2 protein-coding genes are annotated in these 26,100 nt (G+C 75.1%); both read right to left on the bottom strand.

Annotated features, from left to right (window positions below):
- Entirely contained in the window at positions 1 to 11,760 is an 11,760-nt protein-coding gene (locus BCL76_RS36090; RefSeq protein WP_441350759.1) for an SDR family NAD(P)-dependent oxidoreductase, read from the bottom strand.
- The gene (locus BCL76_RS36085; RefSeq protein ID WP_375138008.1) at positions 11,757 to 26,084 is read right to left on the bottom strand and encodes a type I polyketide synthase; all 14,328 of its coding nucleotides are present in this window, start codon (positions 26,082 to 26,084) and stop codon (positions 11,757 to 11,759) included. Before BCL76_RS36085 ends, BCL76_RS36090 begins: the two co-directional genes overlap by 4 nt.
- Positions 26,085 to 26,100 lie beyond the last annotated feature (16 nt).

The following is a 26,100-nucleotide window of genomic DNA, read 5'->3' as shown; positions in this document are numbered from 1 at the left end:
TCACGAGAGGCCGAACTCGTCGTCGAGCAGGGAGACGAGCTCCGCGGCGCTCACCGAGTCGAGGTCGATCTCGCCGTCCTCCCCCTCGTCCGTGGCGCTCTCCTCCAGCGTCGCCAGGAGGACCCGCAGGCGGGTCGCCATGGCTCCCCTGTCGCCGTCCCCGGGCCGCAGGCCGCGGACGGCGCTCTCCAGGCCCTTCAGGGCGAGCAGGGCCGGGTCGGCCTCGGTGACGGCCTCGAGGTCCAGGCCGGCCAGCAGGTGTGCGGCGAGCGCCCTCGTGTTGGGGTGGTCGAAGACGAGCGTCGCGGAGAGCCGTACGCCGGTGATCACCGTGAGCCGGTTGCGGAGGTCGACCGCCATGAGGGAGTCGAACCCGAGGCTCTTGAACGCCTTGGTGACCGGCACCGCCTCCGCCGAGGGCAGGGCGACGACGGAGGCCACCTCGCTGCGTACGAGGGTCTCCAGGGCGGCGACGCGGTCGTCCTGGGCGAGTCGCCCGAGGCGTTCGCGCAGCGCCGAGGGTCCGGCCGCGGGTACCCCGGTGTGGCGGCGGGGCTGCGGGACCAGGGCCCGCAGCGCCTCCGGCAGGGCGGCGCGGTCGGCCGACGAGAGGGCGGCGGGCTCGAAGTGGAACGGCAGCAGGACCGGTTGCGCCGCGGCGCGCGCCGCGTCGAACAGTTCCATACCCTCGGCCGCGGTGAGCGGGGTCATGCCCGCGCGGGCGATGCGCCGCAGGTCGGCCTCTTCGAGCTGGGCGGTCATGCCGCCGCTGCTCTCCCAGGGGCCCCAGGCCAGTGCGAGCGCGGGCAGGCCGTCGGCCCGCCGCTGCCGGCACAGGGCGTCGAGGTAGGCGTTGGCCGCGGCGTAGGCGGCCTGTCCGCCACCGCCGAGCGCGCCCGCGAGGGAGGAGCAGACCGCGAAGCCACGCAGGTCGAAGGAGGCGGTGAGGTCGTGCAGGTTCACCGCGGCGTCGACCTTCGGGGTCAGGACCCGGTCCACCTGGTCGCCGGTGAGCGAGCCGAGCAGGCCGTCGTCCACGACTCCGGCCGCGTGCACCACCCCTACCAGGGGTGCGCTCGCCGGGATCGTGCCGAGCACGGTCGCCAGGGCGTCGCGGTCGGCGGCGTCGCAGGCGACCACCCGTACGTCGGCGCCTTCCTGCGCCAGTTCGCGCTGGAGGTCGGCCGCTCCCGGCGCGGCGAGGCCGCTGCGGGAGGTGAGCACGAGGTGGCGGACGCCGTGCTCGCGGACGAGGTGCCTGGCCAGCAGTGAGCCGATCATGCCGGTGGCACCGGTGATCAGGGTGGTGCCGTCGGCCGGCCACCGCTCGGCGTGGAGCGCGGCGTCCACGGTGTGGCGGACCACCCGCGGGACGAGGACCGCACCGTCGCGGACCGCGAACTGCGCCGCCTCGGTGGTGTCGACGCCGGTCAGGGCCTGCGCCTGGACGAGGTCCGGGAGGCTGCTGTCGGCGTCGAGGTCGACCAGGAACAGCCGGCCGGGGTGCTCCAGCTGGGCGCTGCGCGCCAGGCCCCACACCGGGCTGTGGGCCAGGTCGCGGACTCCTTCACCCGGCCGCGCCTCGACCGCGCCCCGGGTGCACAGCACCAGGGTGGACTTGTCGAACAGCTCCTCCTCGGTCCAGGTGCGGACGAGGTCGAGCGCCGTGTGGACGGCGGTGCGGGCCGCTGCGGCGTCCGGATCCGCGGCCGGGGAGGCGCAGGTGATCAGGACGTTGTCCGGTACCGGAGCGCCGTCGGCGAGGGCCTGCCGCAGGGCATCGAGGTCCCGGTAGTGGTCGGCGTCGGCGGACTCCTCTCCCACCACGGCCCAGTGCAGGGCCGGAGCGCCGATCGGCTCCGCGGCCGGGGCGGCGGTCCAGTCCGCCCGGTAGAGGGAGGACGTGGCGGCGGTGCCCAGCTGGCCGCGGGAGACCGTACGGAGGCTGAGTCCGCCGACGGTCGCCAGCGGGCTGCCGTCGCCGGTCCACAGGCTCGCCGCCACCTCGTCGGTGCCGTCACCCGCCGTGAGCCTGACCCGGCAGCTGCCGGTCCCCTGGTGGTGGGCGGACACCTCGCGCCAGGAGAACGGCAGGTAGGGGCCGTCGGAGTCCTGCGCGGAGGGCAGGAACGCGAGGGTGTGCAGGGCCGCGTCCAGGAGTGCGGGGTGCGCCCCGAACGCCTGGGCGTCGTCGGTCGCCTGCGGGGGCAGGGTGACCTCGGCGTAGACGTCGCCGTCCAGCCGCCAGGCAGCGGTCAGACCCTGGAAGACGGGGCCGTAGGAGGTCCCCGAGGCGGCCAAGGCGGGGTAGAAGCCGGTCAGGTCGAGCGGCTGGGCCCCCTCGGGCGGCCAGACGGCCAGTCGTTCCGCTTCCCGGGCCTGTGCGGCCGCGGTGAGCTGTCCTTCCGCGTGCTTGGTCCATGCCGTGCCGGCGGAGGGACGGGAGTAGACGGTGACGGGACGGTGTCCCGTGTCGGTGGCCCCGCCGACGGCGACCTGCACGGTGACGGCGCCGAGGTCGGGCAGGATCAGCGGACTGTGCACGACGAGTTCCTCGACGTGGCCGGCGTCGAGCCGCTCGCCCGCCCAGAGGGCGAGTTCGAGGAAGCCGGTGCCGGGGAACAGGGCGGCGTCCAGGATCCGGTGGTCGGCCAGCCAGGGCTGGGCGGTCAGGGAGATCTCTCCCGTGAACAGGACGTCCCCGCCGGAGGCCTGGCTGACCATGGCGCCGAGCAGCGGGTGCCCGACGCTCTCCAGGCCGGCCGAGGACACGTCGCCGCGTTCGGTGCCGGACTCGGAGGGCCAGTAGGCCGTCCGCTGGAAGGCGTAGGTCGGCAGGTCCGCGGCGCGGGCGCCGGTCCCCTCGAAGACGGCGTTCCAGTCGACGGTGACGCCGTGCACGTGGGCCGCGGCCAGTGCCGTCAGGAGCGCCTGCGGCTCGGGCCGGTCGCGGCGCAGCAGCGAGGTGCGCACTCCCTCCTCGGGGAGGCCGGGGCAGTCCTCCGCCATCGTGGTGAGGGTGGCGTCCGGCCCGAGCTCCAGGAGCCCGGTGACGCCCGCGTCGGCGAGGGCGGCGATGCCGTCGGCGAAACGGACGGTGTGCCGGGCGTGCCGCACCCAGTAGCGGGGGTCGGCGATCTCGTCGGCGCCGAGGACGGCTCCGGTGAGGTTGGACACGACGGGGATCCTCGGCGGGGCGAAGGTCAGCCCGTCGACCAGCTCGGCGAACTCGTCGAGCATCGGCTCCATGAGCGAGGAGTGGAAGGCGTGGCTGACGCCGAGGGCGCGGATCCTGCGGCCCGCCTCGGCGAAGTGCGCGGTGAGCGCCTTGATGCCTTCGGCGGTGCCGGAGAGCACCACCGAGCGGGGGCCGTTGACGGCGGCGATGTCCACGGTGTGCGCCCGGTCGCCCAGGACCGCGGTGACGGCCGCGGCGGCCTCGTGCTCCTGCGCCTGTACCGCGAGCATCGCGCCGCCGGCGGGGAGCGCCTGCATGAGGCGGCCCCGGGCGGTGACGAGCCGGGACGCGTCCGCGAGGTTCAGGACGCCCGCCACGTGGGCGGCGCTGATCTCGCCGACGGAGTGGCCGAGGAGGTAGTCGGGGACCACGCCCCAGGACTCCAGCAGCCGGAACAGGGCCACTTCGAGGGCGAAGAGCGCGGGTTGGGTGACCGCGGTCCGGTCGAGTTCGTCCCGGCCGCCGCTGAACACGCTCTCGCGCAGGGGCCTGCCGAGCAGCGGGTCGACGTGCGCGCAGACCTCGTCGAAGGCGCGGGCGAACGCGGGGAAGGCGGCGTACAGCTCCTGTCCCATGCCCGGCCGCTGGGAGCCCTGGCCCGGGAAGAGGACGGCGAGGGCGCCTTCGCCCGCCGTGCCGCGCAGCAGCGCCCGCGGGGTGTCGCCCGCCGCGAACGCGGCGAGCGCGGACACGGCCTCCTCGTGGTCGTCGCTCACGACGGCCGCCCGGAACTCCAGGCCGGCGCGCCGGGTCGCCAGGGAGTGGGCGACGTCGGTGGCGGGTACCTCGTGCCGGTCCCGGAGCCAGCCGACCAGTCGGTCGGCCTGGGCGCGCAGGGCGTCCTCGTCGTGCGCCGACAGCAGCAGCGGGGTGACCGGGAGCGGTGCGGTCGGCGCGGCGCTCTCGGGCTCGACGGCCTGTTCGAGGATGACGTGCGCGTTGGTGCCGCTGACGCCGAAGGAGGAGACGCCGGCCCGGCGGGGGCGGCCGGTCTCCGGCCACGGGCGGGCCTCGGTCAGCAGCTCCACGGCGCCCGTGGTCCAGTCGACGTTCGTGCTCGGCTCGTCGACGTGGAGGGTCCTGGGCAGCACGCCGTGGCGCAGCGCCTGCACCGTCTTGATGATGCCGCCGATGCCGGAGGCGGCCTGGCTGTGCCCGATGTTGGACTTCAGCGAGCCGAGCAGCAGCGGCTGGTCGCCGGTGCGTTCCCGCCCGTAGGTGGCGAGGATGGCCTGCGCCTCGATCGGGTCGCCCAGGGTGGTGCCGGTGCCGTGCGCCTCGACCGCGTCGACGTCCGCGGCGGTGAGCCCGGCGCGCTCCAGGGCGAGCCGGATGACCCGCTGCTGGGAGGGGCCGCTGGGGGCGGTCAGGCCGTTGGAGGCGCCGTCCTGGTTGACGGCGGAGCCGCGCAGCACCGCGAGGACCGGGTGGCCGTTGCGGCGTGCGTCGGAGAGCCGCTCCACGAGGACCATGCCGACGCCTTCGGCCCAGCCGGTGCCGTCGGCCCCGTCGGCGAAGGCCTTGCAGCGGCCGTCGGGTGACAGTCCGCCCTGCTTGGCGAAGTCGTCGAAGAGGAAGGGGCTGGTCATCACGGCGACGCCACCGGCCAGGGCCAGGTCGCAGTCGCCGTCGCGCAGCGACTGCGCGGCGGTGTGCAGGGCGACCAGGGAGGAGGAGCAGGCGGTGTCGACGGTGATCGCCGGGCCCTCCAGCCCCAGGACGTAGGACACCCGGCCGGAGACCACGCTGGTGGCGGTGCCGGTCACGCCGTATCCGGCCAGCGCCTGCGAGCCGCGCGGGAAGAGGCTGGTGTAGCCGGAGGAGGCCGCGCCGACGAAGACACCGGTACGGCTGCCGCGCAGCGTGTCGGGGGCGATCCCGGCACGCTCCAGTGCCTCCCAGGACGTCTCCAGCAGCAGGCGCTGCTGCGGGTCCATGGTCAGCGCCTCACGCGGGGAGATCCCGAAGAGGGCGGCGTCGAACTCCGCGACGCGCTCCAGGAATCCGCCCTGCTGGGGCACGGAGCCGTCGGCGGGCGCCTCGGTGGTCCAGCCGCGGTCGGCCGGGAAGCCGGCGATGGCGTCCCGCTCGTCGCGGACGAGGTCCCACAGCTGGTCGGGTGAGGCGACTCCGCCGGGGTAGCGGCAGGCCATGCCGACGATCACGAGCGGTTCGTCGTCGGTGCGGGCCGCGGCCGGGGTGCGGGGTGCGGCGGTGGCGGGGGCCGGGGCCTCCTCCAGGTCGCCGAGGAGTTCCCCGGCGATGTAGTCGGCGAGTTCGGCGGGCGTCGGGTGGTCGAAGACCACGGTGACGGGGAGTCGGAAGCCGACGACGTTGGTCAGCCGGTTGCGGAACTCGACGGCGGTCAGCGAGTCGAAGCCGAGCTCGCGGAACTGCGTGGTCGAGCCGACGGTGTCCGCGTCGGCGTGGCCCAGGACGGTCGCGACGTGCGACCGGACCAGCTGGAGGAGGGTCCTCGTGCGCTCGGTCCCGGTGAGCGGGACCAGCCGCTCGCGCAGCGATCCGCCTTCGGTCTCCGCGGAGCGGCGGCCGGCCCGGCGGGCGGGGGTGGGCACCAGGGCCCGCATGATGGGCACCACCCGGCCGGTGGTTCCGGCGAGCGCGGCCGGGTTCAGCTTGATGGGTGCCAGCTGGGCCCGGTCGGTGCGGCAGGCGATGTCGAAGACCGCCAGGCCCTCCTCGGAGGTCATGGGAACGACGCCGCCGCGGCTCATGCGTTCCATGTCGCGCTCGTCGAGGTGGCCGGACATCTCGCTGCGCTGCTGCCAGAAGCCCCAGGCGAGGGAGAGTCCCGGCAGGCCCTGGGCCTTCCGGTGGGCGGCGAGCGCGTCGAGGATCACGTTGGCGGCGGCGTAGTTGCCCTGTCCGGGGGCGCCCATGGTGCCCGCCATCGAGGAGAACAGTACGAAGGCGCGGAGGTCGAGGTCCCGGGTCAGCTCGTGGAGGTTGAGCGCTCCGGTCACCTTGGGCCGCAGCACGGCGGCGGTCCGCTCGGGGGTCAGGGATTGGACGAGGCCGTCGTCCAGGGCGGCGGCGGTGTGCAGGACGGCGGCCAGCGGGCGGTCCGCGGGGATGCCGGCGAGCAGCGCGGCGAGTTCGTCCCGGTCGGCGACGTCGCAGGCGGCGAGGGTCACCTGGGCGCCGGCGGCGGTCAGTTCCTCGGCGAGTTCCCGGGCGCCGGGGGCGTCCGAGCCGCGCCGGCTGGTGAGCAGCAGGCTGGTCACACCGTGCTCGGTGACCAGGTGCCGGGCGAGCAGCCCGCCGAGCGTGCCGGTGCCGCCGGTGATCAGGACGGTGCCCTCGGTGGGCCAGGGCGCACCGGGAATGGTGAGGACGGCCTTGCCGACGAGGGTGGCCTGGCTCAGGGCCCGGAAGGCGGTCCGGATGTTGCGGATGTCCCAGAGGTTGATCTTCGGGGGGAGCAGGGTGCCGCTCTCGAACAGCCCGACGAGGGTCTCCAGCATCTCGTGGATGCGGTCGAGCCCGGCCTCGGGCAGGTCGTAGGCCTGGTAGGCGACGCCCGGGTAGGCCGCGGCGACCTGTGCGGGGTCGCGCTTGTCGGTTTTGCCCATCTCCAGGAAGCGGCCGCCGCGCGGCAGCAGCCGCAGGCCCGCGTCCACGAACTCGCCGGCCAGGCAGTCCAGGACCACGTCCATGCCGCGGCCCTCGGTGGACTCCATGAACCACTGCTCGAAGTCGAGGGTGCGGGAGTTGGCGAGGTGGGCGGTGTCCAGGCCCTGGTCGCGCAGGGTCTGCCACTTGCCGGGGCTCGCCGTGGCGTAGACCTCGGCGCCGAGGTGCCGGGCCAGCTGGATCGCGGCGCTGCCGACGCCGCCGGCGGCGGCGTGGATCAGGACGGACTGCCCGGCCGTGAGCCCGCCGAGGTCGACGAGCCCGTAGTAGGCGGTCATGTAGGTGACGGCGACGGAGGCGGCCTCTTCGAAGGAGAAGCGCGCGGGCATCCGGTGCACGGTGCGCTCGTCGGCGACGGTCACGGGGCCGAACACCTCGGTGGACAGGCCGAACACCCGGTCGCCCACCTGGTGGTGGGTGACGTCGGCGCCCGTGGCGGTGATCACGCCGGCCACTTCGCCGCCCAGTCCGGACAGGCCCGGAACCAGGTCGAGGGCGACCACCACGTCCTTGAAGTTGATGCCGGCGGCCCGTACCTCGATGCGCACCTGTCGCGGCCCGAGCGGTTCGAGCGCCTGCGGGTACGGGACGGCTTCCAGGCCCTCGATGGTGCCCGGCCTCGTGCTCTCGATGCGCCACGCCGGCACGCCGGTCGGGGGCAGGACGCTCGTGCCCGGGTCCCAGCGGGACAGGCTGGGGGTACGTATCGCACCGTCACGCACGGCGAGCTGCTCCTCGCGGGTGGCGAGAGCCGCCCCGAGCCGAGCACGGGACTCCGCGGCCGTGTCGAGGTCGACGATGCCGAAGCGTCCGGGGTGTTCGTTCTGCGCCGAGCGCACCAGCCCCCAGACACCGGCGGCGGCGAGGTCGTCCACGCCCTCGTCGGCCGTGGCGGCCACGGCGCCGGCGGTCACGACGACGAGGCGGGTGCCGTCGAGTCGTTCGTCGGCGATCCAGGCCTGCAGGAGGGCGAGCGCCTCCACGACCGGTGTGCCGACGTCCTCGTGGCCGCCGTCGCCGCGGACCGGCCACAGCACGGTGTCCGGGCCGTCGTCGGCGACGTGCGCGAGGAGCTCCTGGATCCCGGCGAGGACCGGCGTGCCGGGCAGCGCGCCGGCGATCCCCAGCGGGTCCGCGCCGAGGACGACGCACCGGGGCGCCGGCTCCTCGGTACGGACATTCCTCCAGTCGAGCTGGTACAGCACGTCGGAGCGGACGGAACGCAGGGCGGCTTCGGTCATCCGGCGTACGACGAGGGAGTCGACGGAGGCGACGGGCTCTCCGGTCTCGTCCGCGAGGAGCAGGGTGAACTGGTCCTCGCCGCGCCGGGCGAGGCGTACGCGCAGCCGCGAGCAGCCGGTCGCGTGGAGCTGGACGCCGCTCCAGGAGAACGGCATGCCGACCCCCCCGCCGTCGTTGCCGTCCCAGGTGAACATGGCGTGCAGGGCCGCGTCGAAGAGGGCCGGGTGGAGGCCGAACCGTTCGGCCTGGGCACGCTGGTCGGTGGGCAGGGCGACCTCGGCGTAGACCTCGCCGTCGAGGTGCCAGACCTGGCTCAGGCCGCGGAACTCGGGGCCGTACTGGTAGCCGGCCTCGGCCATGCGGTCGTACATGCCGGTGATGTCGACGGGCTGGGCTCCTTCGGGCGGCCAGCTGCCGGTCAGGGCGTCGGCCCCGGCGGGGGTGCCGGTCTCCGCGGCGAGCAGGCCTGAGGCGTGGCGGGTCCAGACGACGTCGGCCAGCGCGTCCTCGGGGCGGGAGTACACGCTGACGACGCGGGCGCCGCTCTCGTCGGCGGACTCGACGTGGGCCTGGACCACCATCGCGCCCGAGGAGGGCACCACGAGCGGCGTGTGCAGGGTCAGTTCCTCGACCCGGCCGCAGCCGACCTGGTCGCCGGCGAGCACGGCCAGCTCCACGAAACCGGTGCCGGGGAAGATCACCCGGTCGGAGACGCCGTGTCCGGCGAGCCAGGGCTGTGCGCGCAGCGACAGCCGTCCGGTCAGTACGGCGCCGTCACCGTCGGCCATCCGCACGAGGGCGCCGAGCAGCGGGTGCTTGACCGGCGAGAGGCCGACGGAGCCGACGTCGCCGGTGGGGTCGGTGACCTCGGTCCAGTAGCGGGTGCGCTGGAAGGCGTAGGTGGGCAGTTCCACGCTCCGGGCGCCGGTCGTGGCGAACACGGCCCGCCAGTCCACGTGGACGCCGCCGAGGTGGGCGGCCGCGAGCGAGGTCAGCATCCGGCCGAGCCCGCCCTGGTCGCGGCGCAGGGTCTCCACGGTCACGCCGGCGGTGCCGGAGGCGTCGACGATCTGCTCGATGCCCAGGGCCAGCACCGGGTGGGCGCTGGACTCGACGAAGGCACGGTGGCCCTCGGCGAGGAGGGTACGGACGACGGGTTCGAAGAGCACCGGCTCGCGGGTGTTCGCGTACCAGTACTCCGCGTCCATGGCCGCGGTGTCCAGCAGGCCGCCGGTGACCGTCGAGTAGAGGGGAACGTCGCCGGTGCGCGGGCGGACGAAGGCCAGCAGTTCGAGCAGGCGCTCGCGCAGCGGGTCGACCAGCGCGCAGTGCGTCGGCACGGTGGCCGGGACGATCCTCGCGCGGATCCGCTCGGCGGCGCACTCGTCGACGAACGCGGTCAGGGCGGCGTCGTCGCCGGCGACGGCGACCATGCGGGGGCCGTTGACACCGGAGACGGACAGCCTGCCGTCCCAGCGGGCCAGCCGGGCGTTCACCTCGTCGACGGACAGGGCCACCGACGCCACCGCGCCCTTGCCGACCAGGGTCTCGGCCAGCAGCCGGCTCCGCAGGGCGATCAGCCGGGCCGCGTCCGGGAGGGACAGGGCTCCGGCGACGTGCGCGGCGGCGATCTCGCCCTGCGAGCTGCCGACCACGGCGTCGGGTTCGACGCCGTAGGAGCGCCACAGCGCCGCGAGCGAGACCATGACGGTGAAGAGCACCGGCTGGACGACCTCGATGCGGTCCAGGGAGGCCGCGTCGGGCTCGCCGCGCAGGACGTCGAGGACCTTCCAGTCCACGAACTCCTCGACGGCCTCGGCGCACTCGGCGGCCTTCTCGGCGAACACGGGTGCGGTGTCGAGGAGTTCGCGACCCATGCCGACCCATTGGGATCCCTGGCCGGGGAAGACGAACACGGTCTTGCCCTCGACCGGGGAGCCGTGCAGGACCCCCTCGGCGGGCCGGTCCTCGGCGAGCGCGTCCAGGGCCTTCAGGAGGCCGTCCCGGTCGGCGGCCAGGACCGCGGCGCGGTGCTCCAGGCCGGTGCGGGTGGCGGCCAGCGAGTACGCGACGTCGGCGTCGGAGAGCTCCGGGTGGTCCAGCAGGTGTGCGCGCAGGGTGCGGGCCTGCTCGCGCAGGGCGGCATCGCCGCGGGCGGAGAGCACCCACGGCAGCAGCGGCAGGGCGCCGGTGGGTGCCGTGTCGTCCTCGGCGCCGGCTTCGGCCGTCGGCTCGGGGGCCTGTTCGAGGATGACGTGCGCGTTGGTGCCGCTGATGCCGAAGGACGAGACGGCTGCCCGGCGCGGGGCGTCGGACACGGGCCACGGTCGCGCCTCGGTGAGGAGCTCGACGGCGCCCGCGGACCAGTCGACGTTCGGTGTGGGCGCGTCCACGTGGAGGGTCTTGGGCAGCAGGCCGTGCCGCAGCGCCTGCACCATCTTGATGACGCCGCCGACGCCCGCGGCGGCGCCGCTGTGACCGATGTTCGACTTCAGCGAGCCCAGCCACAGCGGCCGGTCGGCGGTCCTGGCCTGACCGTAGGTGGACAGCAGTGCGTCCGCCTCGATCGGGTCGCCGAGGCTGGTGCCGGTGCCGTGCGCCTCGACGACGTCCACCTCGGCGGGCGACACGCCGGCGTCGGCCAGCGCCTGGCGGATGACCCGCTGCTGCGAGGGGCCGTGCGGGGCGGTCAGGCCGTTGGAGGCGCCGTCCTGGTTGACGGCGGAGCCGCGCAGCAGCGCGAGGACCGGGTGTCCGTTGCGCAGGGCGTCGGAGAGCCGCTCCACCGCGAGAACGCCGACGCCCTCGCTCCAGCCGGCGCCGTCGGCCGCCGCCGAGAAGGCCTTGGAGCGGCCGTCGGGAGCCAGCGCCCGCTGCTGGGACAGGGCGATGTGGACCGCGGAGGTGGAGAGCGTCGTGGCACCGCCGGCCAGGGCGAGGTCGCACTCGCCGTTGCGCAGCGCCTGCGCGGCGAGGTGCAGGGTGACCAGCGAGGAGGAGCAGGCGGTGTCCACGGTGACCGCCGGGCCCTCCAGGCCCAGCACGTACGAAATGCGGCCGGACAGCACGCTGTTGGAGGTGCCGGTGGAACCGTAGGTGTCCATTCCGTCCGGGGAGGCGGCCAGCAGGGTGCCGTAGTCCTGCTGGTTGAGTCCGGCGAAGACGCCCGTACGGCTGCCGCGCAGCGCGTGGATGTCGAGGCCGGCCCGCTCCAGTGCCTCCCAGGACGTCTCCAGCAGCAGCCGCTGCTGGGGGTCCATCGCCTGGGCCTCGCGCGGGGAGATCCCGAAGAAGGCGGCATCGAAGCCGGCGATGTCCTGGACGAAGCCGCCCTCGCGGACGTGGCAGGTGCCCGGGTGGTCCGGGTCGGGGTGGTAGAGGCCGTCCAGGTCCCAGCCGCGGTCCGTGGGGAACGGGCCGATCGCGTCGGTCTCCTCGCTCACCAGCCGCCACAGGTCGTCGGGAGAACCGACCCCGCCGGGGTAGCGGCAAGCCATTCCCACGATCGCGATGGGCTCGCTGCCGCGTGCCTCGGCGTCGGCCAGCCGCTGCCGGGTGCGGTGCAATTCCGAGCTGACCCTCTTGAGGTAGTCACGGAGCTGCTGCTCGTTGTTCATCCGGCTCAGTCCTTTCCGAATTCCGCGTTGATGAAGTCGAAGAGCTCTTCATCCGTCGCGGAATCGAGCTTGCTGCTGATGTCTGCCTCGGACGTGTCGTCCTCGCGGTCGTTCCAGGCGGCGGCCAGGCCGCGCAGCCGGGTGGCCACCTGTTCGCGAGTGGCGTTGTCCGGGGAGGAGGCCGCGAGGGCGGCCTCGAGGTGGTCGAGCTGGGTCAGTACCGGCAGCGGGGCCCCGGCGACGGACCGCAGGATCTTGTTCTGGAGGTGCTCGGCGAGCGCGTTCGCGGTCGGGTAGTCGAAGACCAGCGCGGCCGAGAGCTGGACGCCGGTGGCCGCGATCAGCCCGTTGCGCAGTTCCACGGCGGTCAGGGAGTCGAACCCGAGCTCCCGGAAGGGACGCCTGGGGTCCAGCGCCACGTCGGACCCGTAGTCGAGGACGCTCGCGACCTGCCGCTGGATCAGCTCCATCAGCATGCTCCGGCGGCCGCTCTCCGACTGCCCGGCGAGCTGCTGGGCGAGGGTCTGCGCGGGTGCGGCGGCCGCGCCCGCGGAGGCCCGGCGCAGCGGGGTCCGCACGAGGGCGCGGAACGGAGCCGGAAGGGATCCGTCACCCGCCTTCTTCCGCAGGACCGCCAGGTCCAGGCGCATCGGCACCAGGGTGGCCGTCCCGGAGTCCCAGGCCCGGTCGAACAGGGCGAGACCCTGCTCGGGGCTGAAGGCCAGGACGCCCGCCTGCGCCATGCGGCGCCGGTCCGCGTCGGACAGGTCGGCCGCCATGCCGGAGGTGGTCTCCCACAGGCCCCACGCCAGCGAGGTGGCCGGCAGGCCGGCCGCCCGGCGGCGGTGGGCGAGCGCGTCCAGGAACGCGTTGGCCGCCGCGTAGTTGGCCTGGCCGGCGCCGCCGAGGGTGCCGACGCCGGAGGAGAAGAGCACGAAGTGGGACAGGCCCAGGTCCGTGGTCAGCTCGTGCAGGTGGAGTGCGGCGTCGGCCTTGGGCCTCAGCACGGTGTCCACCCGCTCGGGCGTCAGCGTGGTCAGGACGCCGTCGTCGACGACTCCGGCGATGTGCACGACCGCGGTGACGGGGTGCTCCGCCGGGACGTCCGCGAGTACCGCGGCCAGGGCCTCGCGGTCCGCCGTGTCGCACGCGGCGAAGGTCGCCTCGGTGCCCGACTCGGCCAGTACCCGCGCCAGTTCGGCGGCACGCGGGTCCTGCGGACCCTTCCTGCTGAGCAGCAGGAGCCGGCGTACGCCGTGCTCGGTGGCCAGGTGCCGCACGATCTCGGTGCCGATGCCGCCGGTCGCGCCGGTGACCAGGACCGTGCCGTGGCCGTCCGGCGCGGCGCCGGGGGTGTCCGGCCGCTGTTCGGTGACGGGCGTCAGCCGGGACACGAGCACGTCCCCGCCGCGGATCGCGAGCTGCGGTTCGGCCGCGTTCGTCGCGTGCGCCACCGCGGCGGCGAGGAGGTCGGCGTCGTCGTCCCCCTCGCCCAGGTCGGCGAGCACGAACCGCTCCGGGTGTTCGGCCTGGGCCGAGAGCAGCAGGCCGCGGGCCGCCGCCTGGGCCGGGTCCACGGGTCCGGCGTCGCCGGCGGCCACCGCCTGCCTGGTGACGAACACGGTGCGGGCTCCGGTCAGCCGGGCGTCCGCGAGGACGTCCGCCGCCAGGGCCAGCGTGCGGTGGGTGGTGTGCCGTACGGACTCCAGCAGGTCGCCGGGGGCCGTGTCGACGGTGAGGACGACCAGGTCGGGGCTCGCGCCGCGGTCGGCGGCCGCGCCGAGCGCCGCGAGGTCCGGGTGGCTCTGCACCTCTCCGCCCTGCGTGTTGGCGAGGGCCTTGGCCAGGGCGTGCGGGTCGTCGCCCACCACCGCCCAGACGGGGGTGGCCTGACCGGCGTCCGCCTGCGGGGCGGGCGTCCACGTGAGCCGGTAGAGCGAGTCCGTGTCCGGGGCCCCTGCCGGGGTCGCCTTCGCGGCGCTGCCCTCCCTGACGGTGATGCGGTCGACGGTGAGGACGGGCTCGCCCTCGGGGTCGGTGAGCCGGACGGAGACGGTCTCGGTGCCGGTCCGGGTCAGCCGGGCGCGGAGCTCGGTGGCTCCGGTGGCGTACCGGGACACGCCGTCGAAGTGGACGGGTTCCCCGGCCAGTTCGGTGACGAGGGCGGTCACAGCGGCCAGCAGGGCCGGGTGCAGCCCGAACCGGTCGGCGTCGGCCGCCTCCTCGTCGGTGAGCACCAGTTCGGCGAACAGTTCGCCCTCGCGGCGCCACACGGCGTCCAGGGCGTCGGGCTCGGCGTCGGCCGGCGGCCACTGCTCGGGGTCGGGCTCGGTCCGGGCCGTTTCGCCACCGAGCACGCCGGTCGCGAGGCGGTCCCACTGTTCCCGCGTGCCGTCGGCGGGTCCGGTGTGGAGGGTGAAGGCGCGGTTGCCGTCCTCGTCGGGTCCGGCCACGGCGAGCTGCAGCGGCGCGCCCGGCCGGGCGACGGCGGTGCTCAGGTCGAGACCGGCGATCCGGTCGTTGCCGAGCCGGTCGCCCGCCCACAGCACCAGGTCCAGGACCTCGCCCGCGGGAAGGGTCCGGGCGGCGGTGCCCCGGGGCAGGGCCCCGCTGAAGAGGAACCCGCCCGTCTGGGGCAGCGGCGCGGCCGCGGTGAGCAGCGGGTGCCCGGTTCCGGCCAGCCCGGCACCGGCCAGCGCGTCGGCTCCGCCGGTCGGGGCGTCGAGCCAGTAGCGCCGGTGCTGGAAGGCGTAGGTGGGCAGTTCCACCCGGCGGGCGCCCGTGCCCTCGAAGAAGGCGGCCCAGTCCACCCGCCCGGTGCGGACGTGCGTCCGGCCGAGCGCGGTGAGCAGGGTCCGTACCTGGTCCCGCTCCCTGCGCTGGGTGGCGATGCCGGCGGCGGTCGCGGCCGCCGTCTCCTGGGCCATGGCGGTCAGCACGCCGTCGGGGCCCAGCTCCAGGAAGGTGGTCACGCCCTCGTCGAGGAGCGTGCGCACCCCGTCGGCGAAGCGGACCGCGTGGCGGACCTGGCGCACCCAGTAGGCGGGGTCGCGCAGTTCCTCGGCGGTGGAGGTGAGGCCGGTGAGGTTGGAGACGACGGGCAGGGCGGGTTCCCCGAAGGTGACCTGCGCCAGTTCCCGCCCGTACTCGGCGAGCATCGGCTCCATGAGCGACGAGTGGAAGGCGTGGCTCACGGTGAGCCGCTTGGTGCGCAGTCCCGCCGCGGCGAGGCGGGTGTCCGCCTCGGTGACGGCGGTCGCGGTGCCGGAGAGCACGACGGAGGCGGGGCCGTTGACGGCGGCGACGGCCAGCTCCGTGGACGCGCCGAGGAGTGCGGACACCTCGTCCTCGGGGGCGGCGACGGACAGCATCGCCCCTCCCTCGGGCAGTGCCTGCATCAGCCGGGCGCGGGCGGTGACCACCCGGGCCGCGTCGGCGGTCGACCAGACGCCGGCCGCGTGCGCGGCGACGAGTTCGCCGATGGAGTGGCCGAGCAGCGCGTCGGGCCGTACGCCCCAGTGCGTCAGCAGCCGGAACAGGGCGGTTTCGACGGCGAACAGGGCCGTCTGGGTGTAGAGGGTCTGGTCGAGCAGCGCGGACTCGGGCGAGCCGGGCTCCGCGAACACGACCGTGCGCAGCGGGCGGGGCAGGTGCCGGTCCAGCTCCGCGCACACCTCGTCGAAGGCTTCGGCGAAGTGGGGGAAGGCGTCGTACAGTTCGCGGCCCATGCCGGCGCGCTGGGCTCCCTGTCCGGTGAACAGGAAGGCGAGTCCGCCGTCGGCGCGTTCCTCGGCCGCCGCGGAGGACGGGTCGGCGAGGGCGCCGCGCAGTTCCTCCGCGTCGGCGGCGACGACGACGGCCGCGTGGTCCAGGACGGTACGGGTCGTGGCCAGCGAGTAGGCGAGGTCGGTGACGGCGGCCGGTTCCCGGCCGAGCCGGTCGGCCAGGCGGGTGGCCTGGGCGCCGAGGGCCTCGCGGGTCCGGGCGGAGATGACGACGGGGACGGGCGTACCCGACTCCGTGGTCCGCGGACCGCCGTCGGCCCCGGTGGTGGCGTCGGCGTCCGGTGCCTGCTCCAGGATCACGTGGGCGTTGGTGCCGCTGATCCCGAAGGCGGAGACGCCCGCCCGGCGCGGCTCGCCGGTCTCGGGCCAGTCCCGGGCCTCGGCGAGCAGTTCCACCGCTCCCGCCGTCCAGTCCACGTGCGGGCTGGGGGCGTCCACGTGCAGGCTGCGCGGGAGCACTCCGTGCCGCATCGCCTCGACCATCTTGATGACGCCGGCCACACCGGCGGCGGCCTGGCTGTGGCCGATGTTGGACTTCACCGAGCCGAGGTAGAGCGGCCGGTCCGCGGGCCGGTCCTGACCGTAGGTGGCCAGCAGGGCCTGGGCCTCGATGGGGTCACCGAGGGTGGTGCCGGTGCCGTGGGCCTCGATCGCGTCGACCGCCGAGGACGGAAGGTCGGCGTTGACCAGCGCCTGGCGGATGACCCGCTGCTGGGCGGGTCCGTTGGGCGCGGTGAGGCCGTTGGATGCGCCGTCCTGGTTGACCGCGGAGCCGCGCAGGACCGCCAGTACGGGGTGGCCGTTGCGGCGGGCGTCGGAGAGCCGCTCCACGAGGAGCACGCCGGCGCCCTCACCGAGGGAGAACCCGTCGGCCGCCGCGGCGAACGGCTTGCAGCGGCCGTTGGCGGCCAGTCCGCGCTGCCTGCTGAACGCGACGAACGAGGTCGGGTCGGGCATCACGGTGGCGCCGCCCGCCAGCGCGAGGTCGCATTCGCCGTTGCGCAGCGCCTGCGCCGCCAGGTGCAGCGCGACCAGGGAGGAGGAGCAAGCGGTGTCGACGGTGAGCGCGGGGCCCTCGAAACCGAGGGAGTAGGAGATCCGGCCCGAGCCGACGTTGGCCGAGGCGCTGACGAGGAAGCCCTCCATGCCGTCGGTGGAACCGCGCAGCCGGGTGCCGTAGGCCTGGTCGGTCATGCCCACGTACACGCCGGTGCGGCTGCCCTGCAGCGACTTCGGGTCGATGCCGGCGCGCTCCAGAGCCTCCCAGGAGGATTCCAGGAGCAGCCGGTGCTGCGGGTCCATCGCCTGTGCCTCGCGCGGCGAGATGCCGAAGAAGCCGGGGTCGAAGTCGGCCGCGGTGTGCAGGAACCCGCCCTGGTCGACGTAGCTGGCGCCGGCCGTGTCGGGGTCGGAGTCCATGAGCCGGTCCAGGGGCCATCCCCGGTCGGTGGGGAAGGGGGTGATCAGGTCGGCCTCGTCGCGCACGGCCCGCCACAGGTCCTCGGCGGAGGCGATCCCGCCGGGGTAGCGGCAGGCCATCGAGACGATGGCGATCGGGTCGTCCTGGTCGACCCGCACCACGGTGGTGGCGGGGACGCCCTGGGCGGCGGTGTCACCGCCCATCCGCTGGGCCAGGGAGGCGGCCAGCTCGATGGCGTTGGGGTGGTCGAACACCAAGGTGGCGGGCAGCTTCAGCCCGGTGACGGTGCTCAGCCGGTTGCGCAGCTCGACCGCGGTCAGCGAGTCGAAGCCGAGCTCCTTGAGCGCGCGGGCCGGGTCGACGGCCTGCGCGTCGTCGTGGCCGAGGACGGCGGCGGCGTGCTCGCGCACCACGTCGCGCAGGGCGGCGGTGCGCTGCGGGCCGGTGAGCCCGGCCAGCCGCTGGGCGAGCGGGGTGCCCGCGTCGCCCGGGGCGCCTTCCTCGACGGCCGGTTCGGGCCGGGCCTCGGGCAGCTCGTCCAGCAGACGGCTGCGGCGTTCGAAGGTGAACTGCGGTACGAACCGGGCCCAGTCGACGTCGACCAGCAGCACGGACGATTCGCCTTCGGCGAGGAGCTCCGCGAGGCCGGCGACCGCCAGATCGGGGTCGATGAGCGGCAGACCCTTGCGGGAGAGCGTCTCGAACACCGGGTCGTCGGCCATACCGCCGCCGGCCCACGGGGCCCAGGCGACGGACAGGGTGGGCACCCCGGCCGCGCGGCGCGCTTCGGCGCGTGCGTCGAGCACGCCGTTCGCCGCGGCGTAGACGCCGTGGCCGCCGGCACCCCAGGAGGCGCTGATGGAGGAGAAGTAGACGACCGCGTCGAGTTGCCCGGGGTCCAGTGCCTCTTCCAGGTGGGCGATGCCCGTGACCTTGGCGGCCAGCGCGTCGGCGAGGTCTTCGACCCCCGCCTCGGCCAGCGGTCCGAGGCCGCCGCCGCCCGCGGTGTGCACCACGGCGCCGATGCGGTCGCCGTCCTGCTGGACCTGGGCGACCATGTCGGCCACCTGGGCGGGGTCCACGAGGTCACAGGAGATCAGGGTGACCCTGGTACCGGCCGCGGTCAGTTCGGCGGCCAGGTCGTCTGCGCCGGGCGCGCGGGCGCCGCTGCGACTGGTGAGGACGATGTGCTCGGCGCCCTCGCGGGCCAGCCAGCGGGCGACCCGTCCGCCGAGGGCTCCGGTGCCGCCGGTCACCAGGACGGTGCCACGCGGCTTCCAGCCCGCGCCGGGGGCGGCGGGGGTGGGGACGGCGCGGACGATCCTGCGGCCGTAGGTGCCCGAGGGGCGCAGTGCGACCTGGTCCTCTCCGTCGGTCCCGGTGAGGACGGCCACCAGTCGGTCGGCGGTCCGCTCGTCGACGGTCTCGGGAAGGTCGACGACACCGCCCCAGGTGTGCGGGGACTCCAGGGCGGCGACCCGCCCCAGGGCCCAGAGGCCGGCCTGCTCCGGGCGGGCCGGGCCGGCGTCGTCGGCGGTGGCGACCGCTCCGTTGGTCACGTACCACAGCGGTGCCTGGATGTCGGTGGTGCCGAGCGCGCGCAGCAGGGCGAGGCTGAGGGCCAGCCCCGCGGGCACGACGGCCTCCAGCGGGTGCGCCGAGGTGTCCGTGCCGGTGAGGGAGACGACTCCGGACGGGGTCACGTCGCCGAGCACGCCGCGGATCGCGGCGGCCAGGGCGCTCTCGTCGGATCCGGCGTCCACGGCCAGGACGAGCAGTTCGCCGGCCCGCTCGCGCAGGGCGCGGACGGTGTCGGTGACGACCGGGTCGTCGGCGGCGCCGGCCGGTACGACCAGGAGCCAGGTGCCGGGCAGGGTGGAGACCTGGGCGTCGGGCAGCTGCTTCCACTCGATGCGGTAGCGCCAGGATTCGATCAGGGCCCGTTCCTTGCGACCCTGCCGCCAGGCGGACAGCGCGGGCACGAGCTCGCGCAGCGGCTGTGCGTCGGCCAGCCCGAGGGTGCCGGCGAGCGCCGGCAGGTCCTGGGCCTCGACGGCCTGCCAGAACCGCTCGTCCTGCGGGTCCTGGGCGGCCGCCCGGGGCGCGGGCCAGTAGCGGGTGCGCTGGAAGGGGTAGGTGGGGAGCTCCACCGGTGTGCCGCCGTGGCCTTCGAAGGCGGGCGCCCAGTCGACGGACGTACCCGTGGTCCACAGTGCGGCCAGGGCGGTGCGCATGCGCGTCAGGCCGCCCTCGTCGCGGCGCAGCGTGCCGGTGACCACCGGGTCGGCGCCGGCCAGTTCGGCGGTCTCGGCGAGCGCTCCGCCGAGCACCGGGTGCGGGCTGACCTCCACGAACACGTGGTGGCCCTGCTCGACCAGCGCGGTGACGGCCGGCTCCAGCAGCACCGTCTCGCGCAGGTTGCGGTACCAGTAGCCGGCGTCGAGGCCGGTGGTGTCCTGCCACCGGGCGGTGACGGTGGAGAGGAAGGGGACGGGTGCGGCTGCGGGGCGGACCGGGCCGAGTGCGGCCATGATCTCGTCCTCGATGCGCTCCACCTGCGCCGAGTGGGAGGCGTAGTCGACGTCGATGCGCCGGACGCGTACGTCCTGGGACCGGGCGTGCGCCATCAGTTCCTCGAGGGCGTCCGGCTCGCCGGAGACCACCATGGCGGAGGGCCCGTTGACGGCCGCGAGGGACACGCGTCCCTCCCAGCGGGGCAGCCACTGCTCGATCTCGGCGCGCGGGACGGCGACCGACACCATGCCGCCGTCACCGGCGAGGGCGCGCAGCGCCTTGGCGCGCAGGGCGACGACCCGCGCGGCGTCGTCCAGGGACAGGGCCCCGGCCACGCAGGCGGCGGCGATCTCGCCCTGGGAGTGACCGACCACGGCGGCCGGCACCACTCCGTAGGAGCGCCACAGTTCGGCCAGCGACACCATCACGGCGAACAACACGGGCTGGATGACCTCGACCCCCTCCAGCGGGGAGCCCGAGCGGACGGTCTCGGTGATGGAGAAACCGGTGTACGGGGTGAGCGCGCGCTCGCACTCGTCCCAGCGGGCGGCGAACACCGGTGCGGTGTCCAGGAGTTCGGCGGCCATACCCGGCCACTGTCCGCCCTGTCCGGGGAAGACGAAGACGGGGCCGCGGCCGGCGGGGCGGACGGCCCCGGTGACCGCGGCGTCGGCGGGTTCGCCGGCGGCGATCGCCCGCAGTCCGGCGGCGAGCTCCTCGTATCCGTCGCCGAGGACCACGGCGCGGTGCTCGAAGCCGGAGCGGGAGGTGAGCAGCGCGTGTCCGACGGCGCCGACCGGCGCCTCCCGGTCGGCCTGCCGCTCGGCCAGCAGCGCGGCCTGGGCGGACAGCGCCTGCGGCGTACGGGCGGACAGCAGCCAGGGGGTGGCGCCCGAGCCCGCCGGGGCGGGGGCGGTCACGAGGTCCGCTTCCTGCGGTCCCTGCTCCAGGATGACGTGGGCGTTGGTGCCGCTGACGCCGAAGGACGAGACGCCCGCCCGGCGCGGGCGTCCGGTGTCCGGCCAGTCGCGGTTCTCGGTGAGCAGTTCCACGGCGCCGGCCGACCAGTCCACCTCGGGGGTGGGCTCGTCGACGTGCAGCGTCTGCGGCAGTACGCCGCGGCGCAGCGCCTGCACCATCTTGATCACACCGCCGACGCCGGCGGCGGCTCCGCTGTGCCCGATGTTGGACTTCAGCGAGCCCAGCCAGAGCGGGTGGCCGTCCGCACGGTCCCGGCCGTAGGTGGCCAGGAGGGCCTGCGCCTCGATGGGGTCGCCGAGGGTGGTGCCGGTGCCGTGGGCCTCCACGGCGTCGACGTCCGCGGCGGACAGGCCGGCCGCGGCGAGGGCCTGGCGGATCACCCGCTGCTGGGCGGGTCCGCTGGGGGCGGCGAGGCCGTTGGAGGCGCCGTCGGAGTTGATGGCGCTGCCTCGGACGGTGGCGAGGACGCGGTGTCCGTTGCGGCGGGCGTCGGAGAGGCGCTCGACGAGCAGGACACCGACGCCTTCGGCCCAGTTGGTGCCGTCGGCCGCGGCGGCGAAGGCCTTGCAGCGGCCGTCCGCGGCCAGGCCGCTCTGCCGGCCGAAGTCCACGAACGCGCCCGGGGTGGAGATGATCGACACGCCGGTGGCGATGGCGAGGTCGCACTCCCCCTTGTGCAGGGCGCCGACGGCCATGTGCAGGGCCACCAGCGAGGAGGAGCAGGCGGTGTCGACGGTGACCGCCGGGCCGTGCAGGCCGAGGGTGTAGGCGATGCGGCCGGACACGACGCTGGCCGCGGTGCCGGTCATGAGGTATCCGTCCGCCTCGGGGGCCCCGGCCAGCACCTGGCCGTAGTCCGAGCCGGCGGCTCCGGCGAACACGCCGGTACGGGTGCCGCGCAGGGCGGCGGGGTCGATGCCGGCGCCCTCCAGGGCCTCCCAGGAGACCTCCAGCAGCAGGCGCTGCTGGGGGTCCGTCGCCAGCGCCTCGCGCGGCGACATTCCGAAGAAGGAGGCGTCGAAGTCCGCGGCGTCGGGCAGGAAGCCGCCCTTCATGGACAGGTCGGAGCGGCGCAGCTCGGGCAGGTCCCAGCCGCGGTCCGCGGGGAAGTCGCCGACGCCGTCGCGGCCCGAGTGGACGAGGTCCCACAGGTCCTCGGGGTCGGCCACGCCCCCGGGGTAGCGGCAGGCCATGCCGACGATGACCACGGGGTCGTCGTCGTGGCGCGCGACCGCCGCGACCTCTTCCTCCTCCTGCTGCACGCCGGAGAGTTCGGCCCTCAGGTACGAGGCGACCGCCTCGGGGGTGGGGTGGTCGAAGACCAGGGTGGCGGACAGCCGCAGCCCGGTCTCGGCGGCGATGCCGTCCCGGAACCGCACGGCGGCCAGGGACTCGAAGCCCAGGTCACGGAAGGGGCGCAGCGGGTCGACGGCGTCGCCGGAGGAGTGGCCGAGAACGGCCGCCGCCTGGGCCCGCACCAGGTCCAGCAGGTCGTGATCGCGGCCGGCGCCGGGCGCGGAGCCCGCCCCGGCGGTGGTGGGCGTGGGCAGTGCCCGGACCGCGGGAAGGTCCGAGACCAGCGGGCGGGGGCCCCGGCCGGTCAGAACGGGATGGAACAGGGTCCAGTCCACGTCGACGATCGCGCAGACCGCCTCGTCCGCGTCCAGGGCGTGCCCCAGGGCCGTCAGCGCCCGCCGGGGAGCCATGGGCAGCAGCCCCGGCACGGCGGAGACCTCATCGGCACCGGGGGTCTGCCACGGGCCCCAGCCGACACAGGTGGCGTGCCGGCCGTCGAGCACCCGGCGCTCGGCCAGGGATTCCAGGGCGGCGTGCGCGATGGTGTGCACGACGTCCTCGTTGCCGCCCCAGGTACCGGCGACGGTGGACAGCAGGACGAAGTGGTCCAGGTCGGCGTCCCGGAACAGCTCCTCCAGGCGCGTCACCGTGATCAGGCGGTCTTCGACGGCGCGGACCAGCGCGGCCGGGTCGAGGTCGTCGACGGTGGACGGGCCGACCGGGTCGATGCCGCTCAGGTGCACGACGGCGGTGACCCCGAGCGGCGTCAGGGGGTCCGCACCGGTGGTGGGATCCCACTCGACGAGCGTGTACGGGTGGTCCTCCGCGGCTTCGGGGAGCGGCGCGCCGGGGCGGTGCGCCAGCACGATGCCGTGCTCGCCGCCCTCGGAGAGGGTCTCCAGCAGCTGCGGCGTCACGCCGGCCAGGTCACCGGTGACCAGGACGGTTCCGGCGGGGCGCCGCTCACGGCTGCGCCGGGGCGGCTGCGCGGGCCGCAGCTTCCTGGCGAACACTCCCGAGGGGCGTACGGCCAGTTCGTCCGCGTCGCCGGGCGAGGCCAGCACGGCCGCGAGGAGCCGCAGGGAGCGGGGGTCCAGGTCCGCCGGCAGGTCGACGACGCCACCGCCGGTGTGCGCCAGCCGGCCCAGCCCCCACAGCGGGGCCTGGGCCGCACCGGGCACGGCCTCGCTGTCGACGCCGACGGCGGCACGGGTGGCCGACCACAGCGGGGCGTCCAGCCCGGCTTCGGCCATGGCGCGCCGCAGTGTCACGGCGGCTTCCAGCGCCGAGGTGTCCGGCCGTGCGGGCAGGGCGAGCACACCCTCGGGGGATCCGCCCCCGGGCCGGGCGGCGCGCAGCCGCTCGGCGAGGGCCGCGGCGTCCTCGCCGCTGCGGTAGGTCAGCAGCGGCGTCGACTCGCCCAGGGCTTCGGCGACTCGGGCGCCGTCCTCCCCTTCGGGCGCGACGACCAGCCAGGGGGCACGCGGCCTCGCGCCGGCGTCGAAGCCCGTGTGCGGCGCCCAGCCGACGCCGTACCGCAGCCGGCCGGCCTCGTCGGCCGGTTCGGCGGCGCGCGGTGCGGCCGGGGTGGCGGGCAGCCAGTAGCGCTCGCGCTGGAAGGCGTACGTGGGCAGCTGGGCCGGGCGGGTGGCGCCGCGGGCGGTCAGCATGGCGCCCCAGTCCACTCCCACGCCGTGCACGTGCAGTTCCGCCAGCGCGGTCAGGAAGGTGCCGGGTTCGGACCGCTGGTGCTGCAGGGTGGGCACCAGCGCCATCTCGCGGCCCGCGTCCTGGAGGCAGTCACGGGCCATCGCGGTGAGGGCGCCGCCGGGGCCCAGTTCCAGGCAGGCGGTGACGCCCTGGGCCCCGAGCCAGCGGACCCCGTCCTGGAAGCGCACCGTCTCGCGGATCTGCCGGACCCAGTACTCGGGCCAGCTCATCTCCTCCGGGGAGAAGGGCGCACCGGTCAGGTTGGAGACCAGCGGGATACCGGGCCGGTGGTGTTCCAGGCCTTCGGCGACCTCGCGCAGCCGCTCCAGCATCGGTTCCATGTGGACGGAGTGCGCGGCGTGGCTGATCGGCAGCTTGCGGGTCTGGTGGCCGCGTTCGGCGCTGAGGGCTCGTACCCGCTCCACGGGCTCGGCGTCTCCGGAAAGCACGACCGCGCGCGGCCCGTTGACCGCCGCGAGGGTCACCCGGTCACCGACCCCGGCCTCCTCGACGAGGGCGGTCAGTTCCTCCTCGGACATCTCCAGGGCGACCATCGCGCCGTCGGTACGCAGGGTCTGCACGAGCCGCCCGCGGGCGGCGACGAGGGTGCAGGCGTCCTCGAGCGAGAGGACTCCGGCACAGTGGGCGGCGGCGAGTTCTCCCGTGGAGTGGCCGAGGACGAAGTCGGGTGTGACACCCGCGTGCTCGACGAGCCGGAACAGCGCGACCTCGAGGGCGAAGACCGCGGCGAGGGCGTATCCGGTCTGCTGCATCAGGGGCAGGCCGTCCTCGACCCGACCGTCGAGGATGTCGGCGAGGGGGTAGGCCAGTTGCGGGTCGAGCAGGGCGCGCACCTCGTCGAAGGCCTGCGCGAACACCGGGAACGTGTCGTACAGCTCGCGTCCGACACCGACGCGCTGCGAGCCCTGTCCGGTGAAGAGGAAGGCGACCGGGCCGGCCGGCGCGGTGCGACCGCGGACGACCCGGGGGTGCGCGTCGCCGGCGCCGAGGGCGGCCAGTGCGGCCAGCAGCTCCTCGTGGTCGGCGCCGAGGACGACGGCGCGGTGGGTGAGCTGGGCGCGGGCGGTGGCCAGGGAGTGGGCGATGTCCAGGGGCCGTACCGGACCGCTGTCCTGGGCGTACCGCTGCAGGCGCCGGGCCTGGGCCCGCAGGCCGTCCGCGTCGGCCGCCGACACCATCCACGGAAGGGGGGCGGCGGGTGAGGTGTCGGCCGGGGCGCCGGCGTCCGCGCCGGGCGCTTGTGTCGTCGTCTCGTGTTCGAGGACGACGTGGGCGTTGGTGCCGCTGATGCCGAAGGAGGAGACGGCGGAGCGACGCGGCCGGCCGGTCTGCGGCCAGGCCTGTTCGTCGGTCAGCAGCCGGACGGCGCCCGCCTGCCAGTCGGCCTGTGCGGTCGGTTCGTCCACGTGCAGGGTGCGCGGCAGCACCCCGTGCCGCATGGCCTCCACCATCTTGATCACACCGGCGAGGCCGGCGGCGGCCTGGGTGTGGCCGATGTTGGACTTGACGGAGCCGAGCCACAACGGCTCGTCGCCGGCCCGGTCCTGGCCGTAGGTGGCCAGCAGCGCCTGGGCCTCGATGGGGTCGCCGAGCCGGGTGCCGGTGCCGTGCGCCTCGACCGCGTCGACCTGGCCCACGCTGAGCTGGGCGTCCGCGAGCGCCTTGCGGATGACACGGCGCTGGGCGGGACCGTTGGGCGCGGCCAGGCCGTTGGAGGCGCCGTCCTGGTTGACGGCGGTGCCACGGATCGTCGCCAGGACGGGCAGGCCCTGCTCGCGAGCCGTGGACAACGGCTGCAGCAGGAGCATGCCGACGCCCTCGCCCCAGCCGGTGCCGTCCGCGGCGGCGGCGAACGCCTTGCAGCGGCCGTCGCCCGCCATGCCGCCCTGTTCGGCCATCTCCGCGAACAGGTTGGGCTCCGCCATCACGGCGGCGGCGCCGACCAGGGCGAAGGAGCACTCCCCCGCACGCAGGGCACGGACCGCGAGGTGCAGGGCGACCAGCGAGGAGGAACACGCGGTGTCGATGGTGATCGCGGGCCCTTGCAGGCCGAGCGAGTAGGAGATGCGGCCGGAGGCGACGCTGCTCGTCGTCCCGGTCAGGACGAGCCCCTTGACCTCTTCCAGGAGTTCGCTGTCGCGCGGGCCGTACTTCTGGTCGGCCATGCCGATGAAGACACCGCCCTCGGTGCCCCGCCTGGAGGTGGGGTCGACACCGGCCCGTTCCAGGGCTTCCCAAGCGGTCTCCAGCAGCAGGCGCTGCTGCGGGTCCATCGCCAGGGCCTCGCGCGGCGAGATGCCGAACAGCCCCGCGTCGAAGTCACCGGGGTCGGTGAGGAAGCCGCCCGCCAGGCGGAAGTCGCCCCGCAGGTGGTCGGTGCGCCAACCGCGGTCGGCGGGGAACGCGCCGATCGCGTCGCCGCCCGCGTGCACGAACTCCCACAGCTCCTCGGGGGAGGCGATCCCGCCGGGGAAGCGGCACGCCATCGACACGATCGCGATGGGCTCCGACGCCCCAGCTTCGAGTTCCTGCACCCGCTGTCGGGTCCGCTTCAGGTCTGCGGTCACCCGCTTGAGATAGTCGACGATCTTGTCGTCAGTCGCCACTGGGATCAGCTCCATG

The organism is Streptomyces sp. CG 926, assembly GCF_003148825.1.
Lineage (GTDB): Bacteria > Actinomycetota > Actinomycetes > Streptomycetales > Streptomycetaceae > Streptomyces.
This window is presented reverse-complemented; position numbering and strand designations above follow the sequence as displayed.